General features: G+C 63.7%; 14 protein-coding genes. 2 read left to right on the plus strand and 12 right to left on the minus strand.

Annotated features, from left to right (window positions below; genetic code table 11):
* Positions 1 to 217 precede the first annotated feature (217 nt).
* The 4 genes from A5708_RS12715 to A5708_RS12730 form a co-directional block, all read right to left on the minus strand.
* On the minus strand, positions 218 to 1,696 hold the full coding sequence (locus A5708_RS12715; protein WP_064953177.1) for an amidohydrolase family protein: 1,479 nt from the start codon (positions 1,694 to 1,696) through the stop codon (positions 218 to 220).
* 410 nt (positions 1,697 to 2,106) lie between these two features.
* Positions 2,107 to 3,018, minus strand: a complete 912-nt coding sequence (locus tag A5708_RS12720; RefSeq protein WP_081292926.1) for an LLM class flavin-dependent oxidoreductase — start codon at positions 3,016 to 3,018, stop codon at positions 2,107 to 2,109.
* Positions 3,019 to 3,456: 438 nt separating this feature from the next.
* Positions 3,457 to 4,647, minus strand: coding sequence for an amidohydrolase family protein (locus A5708_RS12725; RefSeq protein ID WP_081292927.1), 1,191 nt, complete (start codon positions 4,645 to 4,647; stop codon positions 3,457 to 3,459).
* A gap of 244 nt (positions 4,648 to 4,891) precedes the next feature.
* On the minus strand, positions 4,892 to 5,407 hold the full coding sequence (locus A5708_RS12730) for a hypothetical protein (RefSeq protein WP_081292928.1): 516 nt from the start codon (positions 5,405 to 5,407) through the stop codon (positions 4,892 to 4,894).
* 294 nt (positions 5,408 to 5,701) lie between these two features.
* On the opposite strand from A5708_RS12730, the gene A5708_RS12735 reads away from it, so the two are divergent.
* Positions 5,702 to 6,289: a TetR-like C-terminal domain-containing protein gene (locus tag A5708_RS12735; RefSeq protein WP_081292929.1), complete on the plus strand. Its 588-nt coding sequence runs from the start codon at positions 5,702 to 5,704 to the stop codon at positions 6,287 to 6,289.
* 186 nt (positions 6,290 to 6,475) lie between these two features.
* Here the strand turns inward: A5708_RS12735 and A5708_RS12740 are convergent, their stop codons facing one another.
* The 6 genes from A5708_RS12740 to A5708_RS12765 all read right to left on the minus strand — a co-directional run bounded on the left by A5708_RS12740 (position 6,476) and on the right by A5708_RS12765 (position 14,386).
* Positions 6,476 to 7,327: an enoyl-CoA hydratase gene (locus A5708_RS12740; protein WP_065029012.1), complete on the minus strand. Its 852-nt coding sequence runs from the start codon at positions 7,325 to 7,327 to the stop codon at positions 6,476 to 6,478.
* A gap of 2 nt (positions 7,328 to 7,329) precedes the next feature.
* Positions 7,330 to 8,826 carry an aldehyde dehydrogenase family protein gene (locus A5708_RS12745; protein ID WP_065028977.1) on the minus strand — a complete coding sequence of 499 codons (1,497 nt, stop codon included), beginning with the start codon at positions 8,824 to 8,826 and terminating at the stop codon, positions 7,330 to 7,332.
* Positions 8,823 to 10,493, minus strand: coding sequence for an AMP-binding protein (locus A5708_RS12750; protein WP_065028978.1), 1,671 nt, complete (start codon positions 10,491 to 10,493; stop codon positions 8,823 to 8,825). Before A5708_RS12750 ends, A5708_RS12745 begins: the two co-directional genes overlap by 4 nt.
* Positions 10,494 to 10,580: 87 nt before the next feature.
* On the minus strand, positions 10,581 to 12,287 hold the full coding sequence (locus A5708_RS12755) for a thiamine pyrophosphate-requiring protein (protein WP_065028979.1): 1,707 nt from the start codon (positions 12,285 to 12,287) through the stop codon (positions 10,581 to 10,583).
* 33 nt (positions 12,288 to 12,320) lie between these two features.
* Entirely contained in the window at positions 12,321 to 13,271 is a 951-nt protein-coding gene (locus tag A5708_RS12760; protein ID WP_081292930.1) for an LLM class F420-dependent oxidoreductase, read from the minus strand.
* Positions 13,256 to 14,386: an amidohydrolase family protein gene (locus A5708_RS12765; protein WP_196772618.1), complete on the minus strand. Its 1,131-nt coding sequence runs from the start codon at positions 14,384 to 14,386 to the stop codon at positions 13,256 to 13,258. Before A5708_RS12765 ends, A5708_RS12760 begins: the two co-directional genes overlap by 16 nt.
* A 394-nt stretch (positions 14,387 to 14,780) precedes the next feature.
* Between A5708_RS12765 and A5708_RS12770 the strand changes: the two genes are divergently transcribed.
* Complete coding sequence (locus tag A5708_RS12770) at positions 14,781 to 15,170, plus strand: PPOX class F420-dependent oxidoreductase (protein ID WP_065028981.1); 390 nt, start codon at positions 14,781 to 14,783, stop codon at positions 15,168 to 15,170.
* 258 nt (positions 15,171 to 15,428) lie between these two features.
* Here A5708_RS12770 and A5708_RS12775 read toward each other — a convergent pair whose 3' ends face one another.
* On the minus strand, positions 15,429 to 15,944 hold the full coding sequence (locus A5708_RS12775; RefSeq protein WP_065028982.1) for a VOC family protein: 516 nt from the start codon (positions 15,942 to 15,944) through the stop codon (positions 15,429 to 15,431).
* A gap of 268 nt (positions 15,945 to 16,212) precedes the next feature.
* A complete protein-coding gene (locus tag A5708_RS12780) occupies positions 16,213 to 16,854 on the minus strand; it encodes a TetR/AcrR family transcriptional regulator (protein ID WP_065028983.1) in 642 nt (213 codons plus the stop codon).
* Positions 16,855 to 16,877 lie beyond the last annotated feature (23 nt).

Consider the following 16,877-nt stretch of genomic DNA (forward strand, 5'->3'; position numbering starts at 1 on the left):
TCCAGATTTCTGGAGCTGGAATTCTTGCATGACGGCGCTCGCCACGAGAGTCGTGCGTGATAAACCACGGCGCCCTCAGCGGCCCGCGCCGCACGCGAACCACCCTGCCCGCCATCGGCACCCGTGATGAATGCGACCCTGTCTTCAAGCTGTCCCGTCATGCATAACCGCCCTCGACCAACGGTCCGCGCGAATCACGCTGTCGACATCACGCGCTCTAGGAAACCAGCGCGTTGGTCGCCCCGGTACGGTCTTCCTCAAACGCCTGGTTCATTTGATCGACATTGAAATTGACGGGCTTGTTGATGCCGGCCCGGAACTCGAAATGTCTGATCAGTTTGTGGTCGACCTCTTGGCCATTGAACAGCTCCCCGGACAGCGGGCTGATCCGCTTTGCGGTCCGCTCCAGCAACGCCCGGTCCAGGCCGTAGAAATCGATGGCGTTCTCGCCCAGGATGCCTCGCGCCTCGACTTCGGGAATCGATCCCAGCGTGGCACGAATCCAGTCATGGGTGTTGGGCCATGTCCCTTCGAAGTGCGGATAATCGCTGCCGAACATCAACTTGTCCAGGCCGACATCATGACGGGCCGCCACGTCGCCGTACCGCATCAGCGATGTGCCGCAGGCGCAATGGCGGGCCCAGTACTCGCTCGGCGTCATCTTTAGCGGACCCGGATTGGCCGCGTGCGCACGGTCCAGGTACTGCAATGTCACGGGCACCCAATCGGCATGGATCTCTTGGAAGGCGACCTTGAGGTTCGGGAACCGGTCGAAAACCCCACCCCACATCAACTGCCACAACGGCCGACGCTCCCCGAACGTCTCGAACAGCTCGCTCAAGAACGAGTTCGTGCCGGCGGCCTCAGGGTCGCCATCCGGATCGAACTTGGGCAGCAGGCTCGGGTCGATCGCGGCCAGGCCTTCCTTGCTCGCGTCCGGCCCATGTGCATCGTTACGGCCGAACACATTTCGCACCATCTCGACGACGCCGCCCTGCGGGTTACCGAAACCGGCATGGATGTGCACCACCATGCCCAGGTCTTGGCACGCCGCCCACATGGGATCCCACCACGGGTCATACATCGCGGGCAGGTCCCCCGGAGTTCCGGGCATCATCGGCGGAAAGATGGCGTGGAACCCGTTTTCGCGGGCCTGCACGATCTCGGCGACCCCGCCCTGCCAGTCCGGCCAGGGGTAGATCAGCGGTACGCCCAGCAAGCGCCCCGGCGCCTCCGAGCAGAAGTCTTTCAGGAACCGGTTGTGCGCCTGAGAGCCCGCGTACCGCAACTCATGTGAACGCATCTGGTTCTGGACGTCGGCGAACGGCACGAAACCGATCGGACCGAACGGATGCAAAAACTCGGCCACGATGCCCTCGGACTCAACGTGACGCAGGCGCCATACGGGATCGAAATAGCCGACCTCACCCGCAGCCTCGACCACGCCACGCTTGTCGTAGATCTCGAGGGCGTCCGGCGGGGCGGGGTACCCGGTCAATTCGACGACCTTGTTGATGACCGACACATCATCGAGGTAACCCGCCCACGAGTCGTGGTATTTCGAGTCCAGGTACTGCTTGTACATCTTCGGCGGCAAAGACACATGCGAGTCCGCCGACACAATCGTCACGGGCCTCAACTCCGGACGCGACAGCGTGTCTCCGTCGGCTTGCCGCACATCAAAACTGACTCGCATCCAGCGTCACCTCTCAGCCTGTGACCTATCTGACATTTATTAATGTCAGTTAACCCTCGGCAAGGGCCACCGTCAAGTACTTGCGCTTACTCGAAAGTCGGTTCCTGGGACGTCACTACCGGGCCGGGACGAGACGATCGGAACCCCTGATAGGAAGGTCTGGCGAACCGCGATAGTCGGCGAGCCGTCACCACGGATGCACCCCGGTACCCGTCACCGGACGCACAGCGCGTTGAATCCGTCGTACCGCTGTCCACATCCGAGGGTGGCGATGAATTATCTTGCATGGCAACGCTTCTGAGCCCTGGTTGTCATCTGCGATGGGCCGTGGACGAGTGCCACCAGAGTTGGCAGATGCGACTGGGCCAGCTGCGCGGCGATCGAGGCCGCACCGAAGAGCCACCGCAGCATCAGGCGAGCATCCGCGTAGCCTCGGCGAGCAACTCCGCTTGCCGAGACCAGTTGCCCACCAGAGTGACTGCAACCCGATCGGTTCCAGCTTCGCGTAAGGCGGCCAGCTCTCCGGCGATCTCGGCAGGAGTTCCGGTCATGACCATCGCATCGGCGGCCTCACGCGGGAACCCGTACATGCCGGCGGGGTCTGCCACGGCTTGCACCGCGGCGCGGCGATCGGGCATCGCAGGATCACCCGCGATCGACGCCATTACGAACCCGGTAATGGCCGGTATCGGCCGGCCCATACCCACCGCCAGTTCCGCCAGCATGTCGCGGACTCGAGCAATCTCCGCCGGCGGCAAAGGCAAACCGAACCAGCCTCCGGCCGCGACGGCCCGGTTCAGCGCCGCCTGCGATATCCCGCCCACCAGGATGGGTGGGACGGTGGCCCCGGGCAACAAGCGGAACTCGGCACCATCCGGCCCCTGCGAAACACGGCCCGAGATCAGATCCGGGAGTACACGTAAAGCCGCATCGGTCAATCGGCCACGCTCGCGCCGGTGAACGTCCACCGCCCCCCACGACCCCGGATGGCGGTCCTCGCCGATGCCGACACCGAGGATCACCCGGTCACCGGACAGATGCTGCAGCGAAGCGATCTGCTTGGCCACCCAGGCCACCGGCCGCAGGGGAAGCACCATGACGCCGAAACCCAGCTTGACACGTTCGGTGACAGCTGCCACCGCAGCCAGAACCGTGTTGCTCTCGAGGAAGGCCATCTCGGTGCCGGCCACCAGTTGGTCTGTCACCCACACCGACTCGAAGCCGAGGTCCTCGGCCCGTCGGGCGGCTGCGACGACATCCTGGGGCACACTCGCGGCCGGACTCATGCTGGGCAGGAAAACCCCGATGTGCGGTCCAGACATGTTGTGCTCCTGGCTTTGTCGAAGTCGTGAACGCTAAATCCTTGAAACCCCTAGGACATCTCCGAAGTCGTCGCCGAGTGCCTCTCGCATCACTTTCGTGAAGCTGGGGTCTGTATAAGAACACCTCGCTGGCGACCAATCGCCTTCGAAGGTGAGCACGGTCAGATCTCTACTGACAACGCCGGGCTAGAACTCCACGCAGACCTGATAGCAGAGCGAGTTTGGTGACGCCCCTGACACAGTCGCTGCCTTCCACGTCCGAATAGATCTGACAACTTGTCATGTCAGTTTTTCTCAACGATCACGCCGCGTCAAGAACTTTCAGTGAAATAGCTTCTTTTCATCAGACATCGCCTTGCGCCAGATCGACGGAGCTACCGTGAGTGATGCCGAGCTCACGAATCAAGCTCGTGATCGGCTTGTCAGCATCAGCGGCCATCACGGCAAGAGCCAGTCGGCATTCGTTCGGAAAAACTTCGTGGTGATTTCCTCACCGAGAGGCTCGACCTTCGCGAGCATGTTCTTCATCGAATCCTTCGTGCCCTCGACGTGGGGATAGTCGGTCGAGAAACAGAACACGTCGGCCAAGTCGGGGTCATCCTGGATGTAGCTGTCGACGGGCTCGAAATTGAACGGCGACACCCGGATGTTCCGGGCGATGTACTCCGAGGGCTTCAACGGAAATTTCGCGGCCGCCGCACCGGGAAACACTTTGACGTACATATTCATCCGTCGAGCCGCACATCCGACCCAGTGCGCCCCTACCTCCATGAGGCCGAGCCGAAGCCCGGGGAACCTCTCGAAAACCCCACCGAGCACCATCGCCGACACGTAGTTGTCGAGCGACATATGCACCGTCGAAAACAGTTGGATATTGGCGTTCGGGATCTCCGGTGACTGAAATAGATCCTGGAACGTCTCGGCGACCATCCACCCCGGATCTAGGAAGAAGAACTCGGTCCCGATGTGCAGCGTCACCGCAACGTCGTTCTCCTCGAACAGCCGCCACAACGGGTCCAGCAGCGAGTGCGCCGGCGAAACCCCGCCCGGCGGGACGTCGGCCTGCAGGTACACCGCACGAACGCCTGCGCTGATCAAATCCTCTGCGGTTTTGATCATTTCGCTCACATCGGGGCGGGTGGTGACAATCCCGACCAGGCGGATCCGGCCATTGGCCAGGTTCACGTTATCGATGACCCACTCGTTGTACGCCCGCAGGAAGAGCTTCGTGAAGTCCGGCCGCGACATGCCTTCGAAGACGGACTGGTCCGCGCCCCAGCGCTGTTCGAAGCTGAGATCGTTCATTCCGCCGACCATAATCGCTGCGATCGCCGTGGTCGGAAAGACCAGTTGTCGATCGATCCCCATCACGTCCAGGACCTCGACGCGCCGGCCTAGATCGATGGCGCTCGGGGCTGACGGCCCCTTGATCTTCCAGATGTCCTCGGGGTCGATGTCCTTCGTATCACCCACGATATCCGGCTGATGCATGGCGTCCGCATTCCCAGGATTCTGATCGGCGGATTCGAGGATTTTACCCATTATTCGTCCGGGCTGGCCCAAGACATCCTCGAGCAGGTGAGCGGGAATCATCTCGTGACTGTCAACATCATGTGCAAGGAGCTTCATTGCTGATCCTCTAATCTTCTGTGGCCGTGGGTAGTTGGGTCCGGGTGGCTTGACGCGGCCGCGAACTTCGCCGAACTGCAAGGCCGCAAGGTCTAGCCAACCCCGGCCTGCGGGTTTCCCAGCCTCACTGGCATTCACAGTCGATTGCGTGCGAAATCAGGACTCGAAGTGCCATCGGAAGTTGTCCGAACGATGCGGCTATGCGCCGATCCTGGCAGTGCGTGCAGCTGTCGTGACCGCCGGTTCAGTGGTGCGGGTTGGCGGCGTGTGCGGCCGCGCGATCCAGTCTCTCGACAGGCGGGGGGCTGACATCTTCCAGCTTCGAAACACCTGGGACGCTGGCGAAATCGGCACCGAGGATGTCATACATTATTTTCGCGAACGGAGCCTCCATGAACATCCGCTCACCACTGATCAGATTGCCCTCGAACGAGATCGCGGTGGAGTACCGGCCCGTAACCCGTTGCCCGTCGTCGCCGTCGTAGTAGACGTAAGCGTCACGGATCAAGGCGTTTTCATCGGTGGAAAACGCCTGCACCCGCTTTTCGGCCCAGACATTGCGCGTCTCGGTGCCGTTGAGCCAGCGCCTGTACAGTTCACGAACTCCTTCGGTGCCCTCAATGTGCCATCCAATGCTGGGAAGTTCGTACACCGGATTCGCGACCAGCGTCGCCATCACCGCATCAAGGTCGTTATCGAACTCAGCCGTTTCATGAACGATGAGCACCTCTTCCATCTGTTCCGGAGTGAGTCTCGCCATATCCCTGTTCCTCTCTGTATTCGTACCTGGACATGACACCTTGTCAGTCCATGAGATTCTGAACAGCCGAACGCATTTGACGTCAGCAGCGTGTGGGCGGTGAACAAACCGACTCATATCTGCGGCTCGGCTTCCCCGTGCCACGGTGGTGCGGATTCGCATTCACGACGACATCGCTGAAGGACTCTGGCATCACACCTTCTCAGATCGTGAATTGCCCTGGAGTTAAGGCTATTTCATGCGCAGCGATTATGCAACGGCACCCGTGACATATTTAGTGCATATACTGCCGGCATGACCTCCCGACCGCGCGGACGGCCACGTGACGACAGCGTCGACCAGCGGGTATTGGCCGCCGCGGTGGAGGAACTGGCGGACAAGGGCATCGCCGAGTTCACCATTACGTCGGTGGCCGCCCGGGCGCGCGCAGCAAAACGCAGCATCTATGCGCGATGGCCTCACCGCGAAGACCTCATCCTGGCCGGAATATCGTCCCTGGCAGCCAGATTGGACCCTCCCCGCACAGGATCGATCAGCAAAGATCTAGCCATCCTGCTCGACGAGATTGCCGCCGTGTTCGTCGAACCACGGCTCACCATCCTGCAACGCTGCGCGGCGGAGATCGCGGATTACCCGGACCTTTATGTGGTCTTCAAACGCGACTCGGTCGATCGCTGCCTCGCAGCCATCGAGGACGCCCTTCACGACGCCATCACCCGCGGTGAGATACGCGCAGACATCAAACCCGGCACTGTGGCCGAAGCCGTCATCGGCGCTATCTCATTGCGTGCCTCTGCCAATACGGCTGAATTCTTCCCAGCCTCCGATCACGAAGAACTGATACCGCTGCTGCTCGACGGCCTGCGTCCACGCGGCCACTGACGCTGACCCCTCTCAGCGCCCGCCACCGCTCCATCGGGCCGCCGCTGTACCTCCCCGGAGATGACCACTTCGATACCCAGCACCGCCCAGCCCGGCGGAATCGCAGGTGGGATATCGAACTCGTGTATCAGGAAACGCCGAATGCCGGGCCGAACGCCATCACGAACTCCCATGACCACTCGTTCATCACCCCGCCTCAGCCTTCGCCTTGAAAGTCCGCTGCATGAACGCCGGGTCGATCAGCATTCCGTGGACCTGCTGGTTGTGACTGTGGCACAGCTGGTGATACGCGAACGACGTTTGCATGGCATTGACTCGTCCCTGGTTGTCTTGGGCCACGTTCACCGCCTCCTTCGCCAGCTTGAGTGCGAACAGCGGCTTCTCGGCGATACGCGACGCTATTTGCAACGTGAACGACTCCAGCTCATCGAGAGGCACAACGTGATTCACCATGCCGAGCCGATGGACCTCCGCGGCCGTGAGGAAGTCCGAGGTGAACAGCATCTCCTTCGCCTTCCGCGCGCCGACCTCAAACGGGTGGTTGAAGAACTCGGCGCCCGACACACCCATCGACACGGTGTTGTCCTGGAACAGTGCATCGTCGGCGGCGACGATCAAATCGCACGGCCACACGAGCATGAGGCCACCGGCGATCACCTTGCCCTGCACGGCAGCGATCGTCGGTTTCGGGAGGTTGCGCCACCGCTCACTCAGCCCGATATACATCTCCTTCTCCACGGCCATCTGCGATTCCGCACCGGCACAACCGAATCCGCACCATGTGCCGACGCGCTGATGGTCGCTCACCACCTGCAGCGCGTCGCGCTCGCGCAGATCATGTCCGGCGGAGAAGTGCGGGCCGTTCGCGGCAAGGATGATGACGCTGACCGAATCATCCTGCGCGGCAGCGTCGAACGCGTCATTGAGCTCGTACAACATGCGCATGCTCTGCGCATTTCTCGCCTCGGGCCGGTTGAGCACAATACGAGCGACCTTGTCGGCCGGCCGCTCATAGAGCACGGTTTCGAACTCGCTCAAGTTCACGCCTGCCTCTCGGCGTCAGGCAGCCGGGACCTGGTGTCAGCCAGAATCGCGGCGGCCGTGGCGACAGTGCCCTCGACGCGTTCAGGCGTCAGGGGCGGGGTGAAGGCCGCGGCGAAGGGAGTTGGCAGGTCGCTCTGGGCAACGGGACGCTGGTGGGAGAACGTGTCGAACCCGGCCTTGCCGTGATAGGCGCCCGAGCCGCTCATCCCGACGCCGCCGAACGGCACGGCGTCGTTGATGTAGGCCAGCCCGAAGTCGTTGCGCGAGACCGCACCCGACGTGGTGTTCAGTAAGAACTGCTGGAAATCATCGGTGTCCGCGCCATACCAGTAGGACGACAGCGGGTATTCGCGGGCCGCGGCGTAGGCGATCGCCTCGTCGACGTCGGAATAGGTGTGCACCACCAGCACCGGACCGAAGATCTCCTCGCTGTTGATCGCGGCATCCGCCGGGGTATCGAGCAGCAGCGTCGGGGGGAATCGACGAGAGCCGGCGTCGGGCACCCGGTCCATTTCCTCCTCTGGCACGATCACGATCTCCACGGCGCCTTTGGACTTGGCATCCTCGACGAGCCCGGCAACGCGCGCGTAGTTGGCGTCGTTGACGATCGACACGACATCGGGGTTGTCGATGAAGGTCGGAAAGTGGGTGAGCACCGCCTTCTGGTACGCCTCGACAAAGGCCTGCTTGCCCGGCTCAGGGACAAAGGCATAGTCCGGGCACAGGCACACCTGGCCGTTGTTGACCAGCCGGGCCGCGGCGAGTCGCGTCGCGGCATCGGCGATGTCGGCGTCGGGGGCGACGATCGCGGGGTTCTTGCCGCCGAGTTCTAGCGTCACCGGGACCAGGTTCTTTCCGGCGGCCGTGGCGACGAGGCGCCCGACCTTGGGTGAGCCGGTGAAGAAGATGTGGTCGAGGCGCAGATCGGTGAACGCAGTCGCTGTTTGCAACCCACCGTTGACGACCACCACCTCCTCGGGGCTCATCCTGGAGGCCACCGCACGGGCGAACACCGCCCCGGTGCGTGGCGTCATGTCGGAGAACTTGATCATCACCCGGTTGCCGGCGGCGAGGGCTTCGACGGTCGGCGTGAAGACCAGGACGACCGGAAAGTTCCACGGACCGATGATTCCGACAACGCCCTTGGGGCGATTCTGGATGAAGGTCGGAAAGGCACCGCCCAGTCCGCCGGGCACTTCGGTCGGGGCCATCCACTCCTCGAGGTTCTCCCGGGCGTAGGCGATCGTCCCCATTCCGCCGAGGATGTCGAGTTCCATCGATGTGGTGGAGGGCCGGCTGCCGAAGTCGGCGTCGAGCGCATCGGCGAGTTCCGCGCTGTGCTCCAGGACCGCCGCCACGAAGCGGTCGATGCGATCGCGCCGTGTCGCGGCATCGGGAATCGGATCAGCGGCCTGGGCGGCCCGCTGGGCATCGAGGAGGCGCCGCAGTTCCTCGGGCGGGACTTCGACGATCGATTCGGCGGTCATTGTCATATGCTCGGCTCCTTTTGTGCAGGCGAATATTGTGCGGCGATCTCGCTGGCCCAGCGATAGTCGGCCTTCCCCGCCGGGCCGCGCACCACTTCGTCCACGCGGACAATGGCTTTCGGCAACTTGTACCGGGCCAGCCGTTGCTCGGCGTCAACCAGGAGATCCTGGTCGGTTGGGTCGTGCCCGGAAACTAGCTGCACGACCGCGACGACCTCACTACCCCATCGCTCGCTCGGCCGTCCCACCACGATGACGTCGCGGACGGCAGGATGACCGATCAGCGCGTCCTCGACCTCCTCGGCGAAGATCTTCTCCCCGCCGGAGTTGATCGTCACCGAGTCGCGACCGAGGAGCTCCACGCGGCCATCCGCGAGGTGCCGCGCCCGGTCGCCGGGCAACGACATGCGGTGGCCTTCGATGGTGGGGAACGTGCGCTCGGTCTTGGCGCGGTCCCCGAGGTATCCGAACGGAATCGGACCATAGCGGGCCAGCCATCCCGTCGCAGGATCCCCCGGCTCGAGGATGCGACGACGATCCTCATCCACCACGCAGGTGCCGACCGCCGGGGTGAAGACACCCGAAACCGCCGGCGCCGCACTCGTACTCACGTTCGTCAGCTGGGAACCGGTCTCCGACGATCCGGCGACGTCGGCGACGGCTGCGTGGGGCAGGAGCCGCAAGATGCGGTCTTTCACCGGCGCACTGGTGACGGCGCCGCCAACGCCGATCAGCTGCAGCGAACGCCCGTGGCGGCCACCGCGCTCGAACTCATCGCATAGCGGGGTGGCGAACGAGTTTCCGACGAGGTTCATGACCTGCACCGATTCGCGGTCGATCAAGTCCCACACCGATGCCGGGTCGAGGCGATCCACGACATCGGGGAACACGACTGTGCCGCCGCCCAGAATGCCGGACAGGGCGAGCCACTGAGCTGCGCCGTGCATGAGCGGCGGCAGCGGCAGCACGACGCGCCGGTCAGCGGCCGCGACCAAGCCGACACCGTCGGCGAGCGACGCGGCATCGAACATGCCGTCGGGAAGAAACCCGGCCAGGCCGCCCTCGAGGATGTCCGCCTGGGTCCACATCGTCCCCTTCGGCATCCCGGTCGTTCCGCCGGTGTAGAGCAGGTAGAGGTCGTCGGCCGCCGGAGCGGCCGGGGGCGCGTCGGGGCTGGATACCGACAGCGCATCCTCGTAATCGCGGGCACCGCAGAGCAATCCGTTGCCGGATTCGTCGGCGACCTGGAGCAGAAGAACCGGCGGCTCGGGCAGCAAGTCGAGGACTGCGGCGAGTGTCGGCGCGAAGCGCGCGTGGTAGATGATCGCGCGAGGCGAGGCGTCATTGAGAAGGTAGCCGAGTTCGGCCTCCACATACCGATAGTTGACATTCAACGACGCCGCGCGAGCGCGCGCAGCGCCGAGCATCCCTTCCAAATACTCGTTGCCGTTGTGTAAGTACAGCGCAACGTGGTCCTGGCCGGACTCCCACGGCGCCAGGTCGGCACGCTCCTGTCTGACGGTAATGCCGTGTGCCAGAAGGATATTCGCTAGGCGATTGACGCGCGCCGCCACCTCGCGGTACGTGAACCGCCGGTCCCGGAACACGATGCAGTCGCGCTCGGGCATGGTCGCGGCAATCTCCGCGAACAACTCGGCGTGGTTGTATCGCATCAGATCTCCATCGGGTCAATTTGGTAAAGCCGCAGGCCCCGACGACAGGGGATCAGCCAGGGCCTGCGACTTTGCATGAGGGGCGGTTCAGCTGCAGCGGACGTCGACCAGGGCCTGGCGTCGTTCGTCGCGCACGACGCGCAGCGCCTCCTTGAGCGCGCCGACGAGCTCACTGCGGTGGTGAACAGTCGCGCCGTGCCCGCCCGACGCGATGCAGTAGGCCGCCAGGTCCGGTGACGGCGAGAGATTGGAGAAACGGTCTTCGCCGGAGGAGACTGCGGTGCCGTCTGGATAGACGAGCTCCGTCGCCATGTCGACCGCCGTCCAGTTGCTGTTGTTGGCCACGATCGTCAGCACCGGCAGGTCGTGTTTGGCGGCCGCGTGGTGGCACGCCGCCGGATTGGCGAACATGTAGGCGCCGTCACCGAGTGTGGCGACCACCGTGCGGTCCCGCGCGGCGTACTGCGCGCCCAGCGCCGCGGGTAGGCCCCAGCCCAGGCCTCCCGATGCGGGCAGGAAGTAGTACGTGCCCGGCTTCGTGCGGCGCAGTAGGCAGTAGGTCGACACGTATTCGTTGAAGACGATGTCGTCTTCGTCGAGCAAGTCGCCTAGGGCGGCCGAGATAGCCACCGCGGTGATCGGCGCGTCGGCGTCGCGACTGTTCTCTTGTCGCCGTTGCTCTTCGATACCGTCGCGTCTCGCCGAGGCGACGGTACGGATTTGCTCGGCCCGGGTCTGATCGATGCCCTCAGCGCGGTCCTCGAGGGCCTCGATCAACCGCGTCAGGAACGCGGCCGGTGTGGCACTGATGTTGAGGTCGGAACGGTGCGACCGCATCGGGTACGCGGTGTACAGCGGATCGACGCCCACCTGGGCAATGAACGTTTCGGCCGGCGGTGTCTCCCGGGCCTGGATCCACGGTACGTCGCACTCCAGGAACACGACGACGTCCGCCTTGTCGAAGACGCCGGCGACGGTGACTCCGACTCGATAGGGATGGTCGGACGGGATGTTCAGGTAGCGGCCCCACGGGTCGGCGACGCCGATCCCGAACCGGGTGCAGAGTTCGCCCAGCAGGCCGACGGACTCGGTCTCGGCGCCGGCCGCCGTCGCCACGATTACGGGGAAGGCAGCGGCGGCGAGCCGGTCGGCGAGCGCGTGGACGTCATCGGGGTCAGGCTGCACCGCGACGGGGACCGGCGTGCGCGGCTGCTGCGGTACCGGCTGGTCCACCGCCTCGGCGAGAACCTCGCGAGGCAGGGAGAGGTACACCGGCCCGCGGGGGTGCGCGGTGGCGACACTCAGGGCGCGATCGACGACGGCTTCGACGTGGCGCGGATCGCGCAATTCGTAGTCCCACTTGACGAATTCGCGCACCATGCCGGCCTGGTCGAACATCTCCTGGGACCAGTGGATCGGCAGGTCACGGGCGCCGGTTGCGCCGGACTCGAGGATCGGCGAGCGCCCAGCTGTGACGAGCAGCGGCACCCGATCGCGCGCGGCGTTGGCCACGGAGCACACGGCGTTTCCCGTGCCGACGTTGACGTGGAGCATCAACGCCTGTGGCCGACCCGTCACGAGGGCGGCGCCGTGGGCCATGCCGCCGGCGAGGTTTTCGTGCGCACAGATGACGGGCGTCGGCAACCGGGGACCGCCGTCCTTTTTGTTGTCGGCTTTGTTGTCTGCATAGGCCTCGACGATCGGCGCGAAGTCGGTCCCCGCATTGACGAAGAACGACTCGATGCCTTGCTCGGCGAGCGCGGCGAGATAGCGGGTAGCAGCGGTCTGCGGCATTGGAAGCTCTCTGTTCGATACTTGAAATGGTTGTTATGAGGCTGATCTGGCACGCAACGAGGGAATGATCGACGCGAGTTCACGCCACTCGGCCGCCGGCAACCGCTGCACATTTGAGTTCTGCACCTGAACGCACACGTGATCGGCACCGGCGTCCAGATGCGCCTGCACCCGAGCCGCGATCTGCTCCAGGGATCCCCAGGCGACGATCGCGTCGACAAGCCGATCGCTTCCCTCGCCGGCCAAATCGTCGTCGCCCCAGCCCAAGCGCCGGAGATTGTTCGTGTAGTTCGGCAACGCGAGGTACCGCTTCATGAACTGGCGGGCAATATCTCGTGCCACCCTCGGGTCGGTCTCGAACACGACAGTCTGCGCGGGGGCGAGGAGCGCGTCGCCGCCTAACGTCTCGCGGGCGCCGGCGGTGTGTTCAACCGGCACAAAGTAGGTATGGGCGCCTACGCCGCGCTCCGCGGCCAGCCGCAACATCCGCGGCCCGAGTGCTGCCAGCGTGCGCCTGGGGGCGACGGTCGGGGCCGCCCCCATGAATGTGCTGGCATCCATCGTGTCGAGATAGTCGACCATCGTGCTGTATGGCTTGGTGCCGTAGCGGCCTTGATGGGCGACGTCGACGACCGCCTGATGACTCACTCCCAGCCCCAGCAGAAACCGTCCCGGGAAGGCTTCGCTGAGTGTCCGCCAGCCTGCGTTCATCGTCAGGGCGGTGCGCGCATGCAGACTGGCGACGCCCGTGGCCACCGTTATGCGGGCGGTATCCCGTAGCAGGAGGGCAGCATTGGCGAACGGCTCACGTGCCACGGCCTCAGGCACCCACAGTGCGCCGAAGCCGAGTTCGTCGAGTTCGGCGACCGCCGCCTGAGCCAGGGCCATGGGCTGCACATCGAGGTGGTAGGACCAGATCCCAAGCGGACCGAGGTCTGGGATGCAAGCCTTGTCAGTCTCAGCGGCCGTCACGGCAAGAGCCACTCCGCATTCGTTCGGAAGAACTTTGTGGTGATTTCCTCGCCCAGAGGTTCGACCTTTTTCAGCATGTTCTGCAGCGAGTCTTTCGTTCCCTCGACGTGCGGGTAGTCGGTCGAATAACAGAACACGTCAGCCAGTGCCGGGTCGTCCTGGAAGTAGCTGTCGACGGGCTCGAAGTTGAACGGTGACACCCGGATGTTGCGCGCGATGTACTCGGAGGGCTTGAGCGGGAATTTCGCCGCAGCCGCGCCGGGAAACACCTTGATATACATGTCCATCCGCCGCGCGGCACACCCCACCCAGTGCGCCCCGACCTCCATCAGACCAAGTCGCAGCCGGGGGAATCTCTCGAACACCCCACCAAGCACCATCGCCGACACGTAATTGTCGACCGCCATGTGAACCGTCGAAAAGAGCTGGATATTGGTATTCGGAATCTCCGGTGACTGGAACAGATCCTGGAAGGTCTCGGCGATCATCCACCCGGGATCCAAGAAGGCGAATTCAGTTCCGATGTGCAGCGTCACCGTCACGTCGTTTTCCTCGAAGAGGCGCCACAACGGGTCGAGCAGCGAGTGCGCCGGCGAAACTCCGCCGGGTGGCACGTCAGCCTGCAGGTACACCGCGCGGACACCCGCATTGATCAACCTCTTTGCCGTGTCGACCATTTCGTTCACATCGGGCCGCGTCGGCACGATCCCGACCATTCGGATTCGCCCATCAGCGAGAACTGCGTTGTCCATGACCCACTCGTTGTAAGCCCGCAGGAAGCTCTTTGCGAAGTCCGGCCGTGATGCACCCTCGAACACCGACATGTCACCGCCGAAGCGCATTTCGTAGGCAATGTCGTTCATTCCGCCGACGATCATCGCGGCGATCGCCGTGGTCGGAAAGACCAGCTGGCGATCGATCCCCATCACGTCCAGGACCTCGACGCGCCGGCCGAGATCAATCGCGCTCGGGGCTGACGGTCCTTTGATCTTCCAGATATCTTCGGGATCAATATCTTTCATGTCGCCCACGATGTCCGTCTGGTGCATGTTGGTCGCAGTAGGATCTGGACGGAGCCGGTCCGCGGATTCGAAAACTTTGCCCATGATTCGGCCGGGCTGGCCCAAGACATCCTCGAGCAAGTGGCTGGGGATCATCTCGTGACTGTCAACGTCATGTGCAAGGAGCTTCATTGCAACCTCTCTGGCTAATGATTTCGCGGTACGAGACCGACTTGATTTGAGCAGGCACCATGGGAACTGGGTCCCCTGCTGGAGGCCTCGTCAGCCCACGTTCCCTATCCGTTTGATGCCCATTACGCCTCCTATGCCTTGAATCACCGGCCCCACACGCCGCGCACCGCCTGCTGCCGATCGCGTGATCGCCGGCGGCGTCGCGCTGGTCCGGCAGACTAGATAGATTGCTCTAGTGCAATCAGACAATCACAATTGTCCGACTGCGTCAACCCTTGGAATACAGCCCGAAGCGGGCACCCACGATCGCTGACCTGGAAGGTTGAACATGCCCACGATCCCCCACTCCCACCGTGACCTGGTCGAGGCGCCGCTGGTCGCCTCGCTGTCCACCGTCGGCACCGGCGGGACTCCCCAGGTGACAGCGGTCTGGTTCGCAGCCGACGGCGATACCGTGCGGATATCCCTCGTCAGCACGCGGCAGAAGTACCAGAACGTGCTTGCGCACCCGCAGGCAACGCTGTTCATCATCGATCCGATGAATCCGTTCCGGACGCTCGAGGTCCGAGGGACGGTCGACGTCGGCGAGGACCCGGATCTGGAGCTGTTCGAGAACATACTTCGGCGTTACGGTCACGACCCGGCCGCTTTTCCCGGGCCGCGCGCAGGGCGCGTCTCCATCACCTTGCAGCCAAGCCGCATTGTCGCCCAGGGCTGACCGACGTGCCTGACCGCGGCGCGGCGCGTGGGCGCCTTCTCATCCGCCGCGGTCAGGCCGTCACGCGAGCGCGGTGGTTGCGGCGCCGGCCGAATCACACCGGCCCAAACCAAACCTGCTGGCGCGTTGGAAAATTCGTTCGCAGCGCCCGGAGCCACCGCATCGGCACTCACGCACTCAGGCACTCAGGCACTCACAACAGGACCCAAACAGGCAGCGTCGCGGTGCGACGCACCTACGCCGTACTGCCGCAGCCTCTTAAGCTTCGGGAGTCGCCGCAGCCATCGATTGCTGAGCCTCGATGAGTGAATCCATCAACGATGGCTTGTCGGTAGCGAAGGAGAGCTTTTCCATTCCGCCATAAGGATTCTCGAAGCTTGCCACTTCCTCCGGGGAATTGTCCGCATAGACTTCGAGCTCATTGCCATCGGGGTCGTAAAAATAGACGCTCTTGGTCACGCCGTGGTTGACGGTGTAGGCGATCTTCACGTTTTCGCGCAGGAGCGTGTCGTATGCCTCGCGCAGATCTTCCTCGTTGCGGACCTTGAAAGCGAAATGTTCCATTCCGATCTGGTAGAACGTTCCGTCTGGCGCCTCGGAACCGAGCTCAGCTATTCCCAATTCGTGGTGGTCGCGCCCGGTCGAAAGGAAGACGACCGCCGGCGGGATCTCCCCCATCACCTTCAAACCAAGGATCCGAGTGTAGAAATCAAGCGACTTCTCCAGGCTGCGGACCTTTATGACGACGTGCGCCACCCTCTCGATCTTGATCATTTGCTGTAAACCTCTCCGATTCCACTTGATGGGGCGACGATGAGCAGCTCTCACCCGGCTCTCGGCGCGGCGCGCTCCGTGCGCTGCTTCGTTGGCAGAGCAGCACATTGGATGCTACTAGATCAATCTATCAAGTTACAAGAGGCGATTGCGGGGGTTGAGCGGGGCGGGTTTCGGGTCGAGGCGGTGGACCGGGGTAACGCGTTGCGTCTATCCGGGCGGTCCGGTCGGCGTAAGTGTCACCGCGCCGGCGTCGGTATCGACGTGATCATTTCTTGCGCTTCCCCCGCCTCGGGGCGTCCTTGCGATCCTCGGCAAGCCCAGCGGCGACCGCTTTCGCCGCCGCTCGCCCGGCGGTGTGCATCGGCACTGACGATCGCGTGGTGCGCGACAGCAGAACCGCTCCCTCGATCAGGCAGAAGATTTCCACCGCGACTTCGCGGGCGCGCTCCGCAGTCATCCCGGCCGTTGTGAAACGCTGCTCGAGGACTTCCAACCAGGATTCGAACGCGTCTGAGGCGGCGGTCCGCATGAGCTCGTCGTTGTTGGCCACCTCCAAGGCGATCGTCGCGATCGGGCAGGCGTAGCCGTAGTCGGTCCCCTCGAGCAGACCGGCCGCCTGCACAAAGGAATTGGCCGTTGCCTCCACGACGTCGGCGTCCGGCGGATACACCGACTCGAGAAGCTCCCGGTAGCGGGCACCGCCGTGGGCGAGGGCGGCGGCACCCAATTCCTGTTTGCCGCCGGGAAAGAAGTGGTACAGCGACCCGTAAGGTGCGGCGGCGGCCGCGAGGACGGCCTTGATACCGGTCGCCCCGAAGCCCTGTCGGCTGAACAGCTCGGCCGCGGACTCCACCAAGCGGACTCGCGTGTCAGGCTGCTTTTCAGTTGCTGACGAGGTGGTAGACACGTGTCTAGAGTACCTTGCTAGAT

Origin of the sequence: Mycobacterium colombiense, from assembly GCF_001672755.1 — a bacterium.
GTDB lineage: Bacteria > Actinomycetota > Actinomycetes > Mycobacteriales > Mycobacteriaceae > Mycobacterium > Mycobacterium colombiense_C.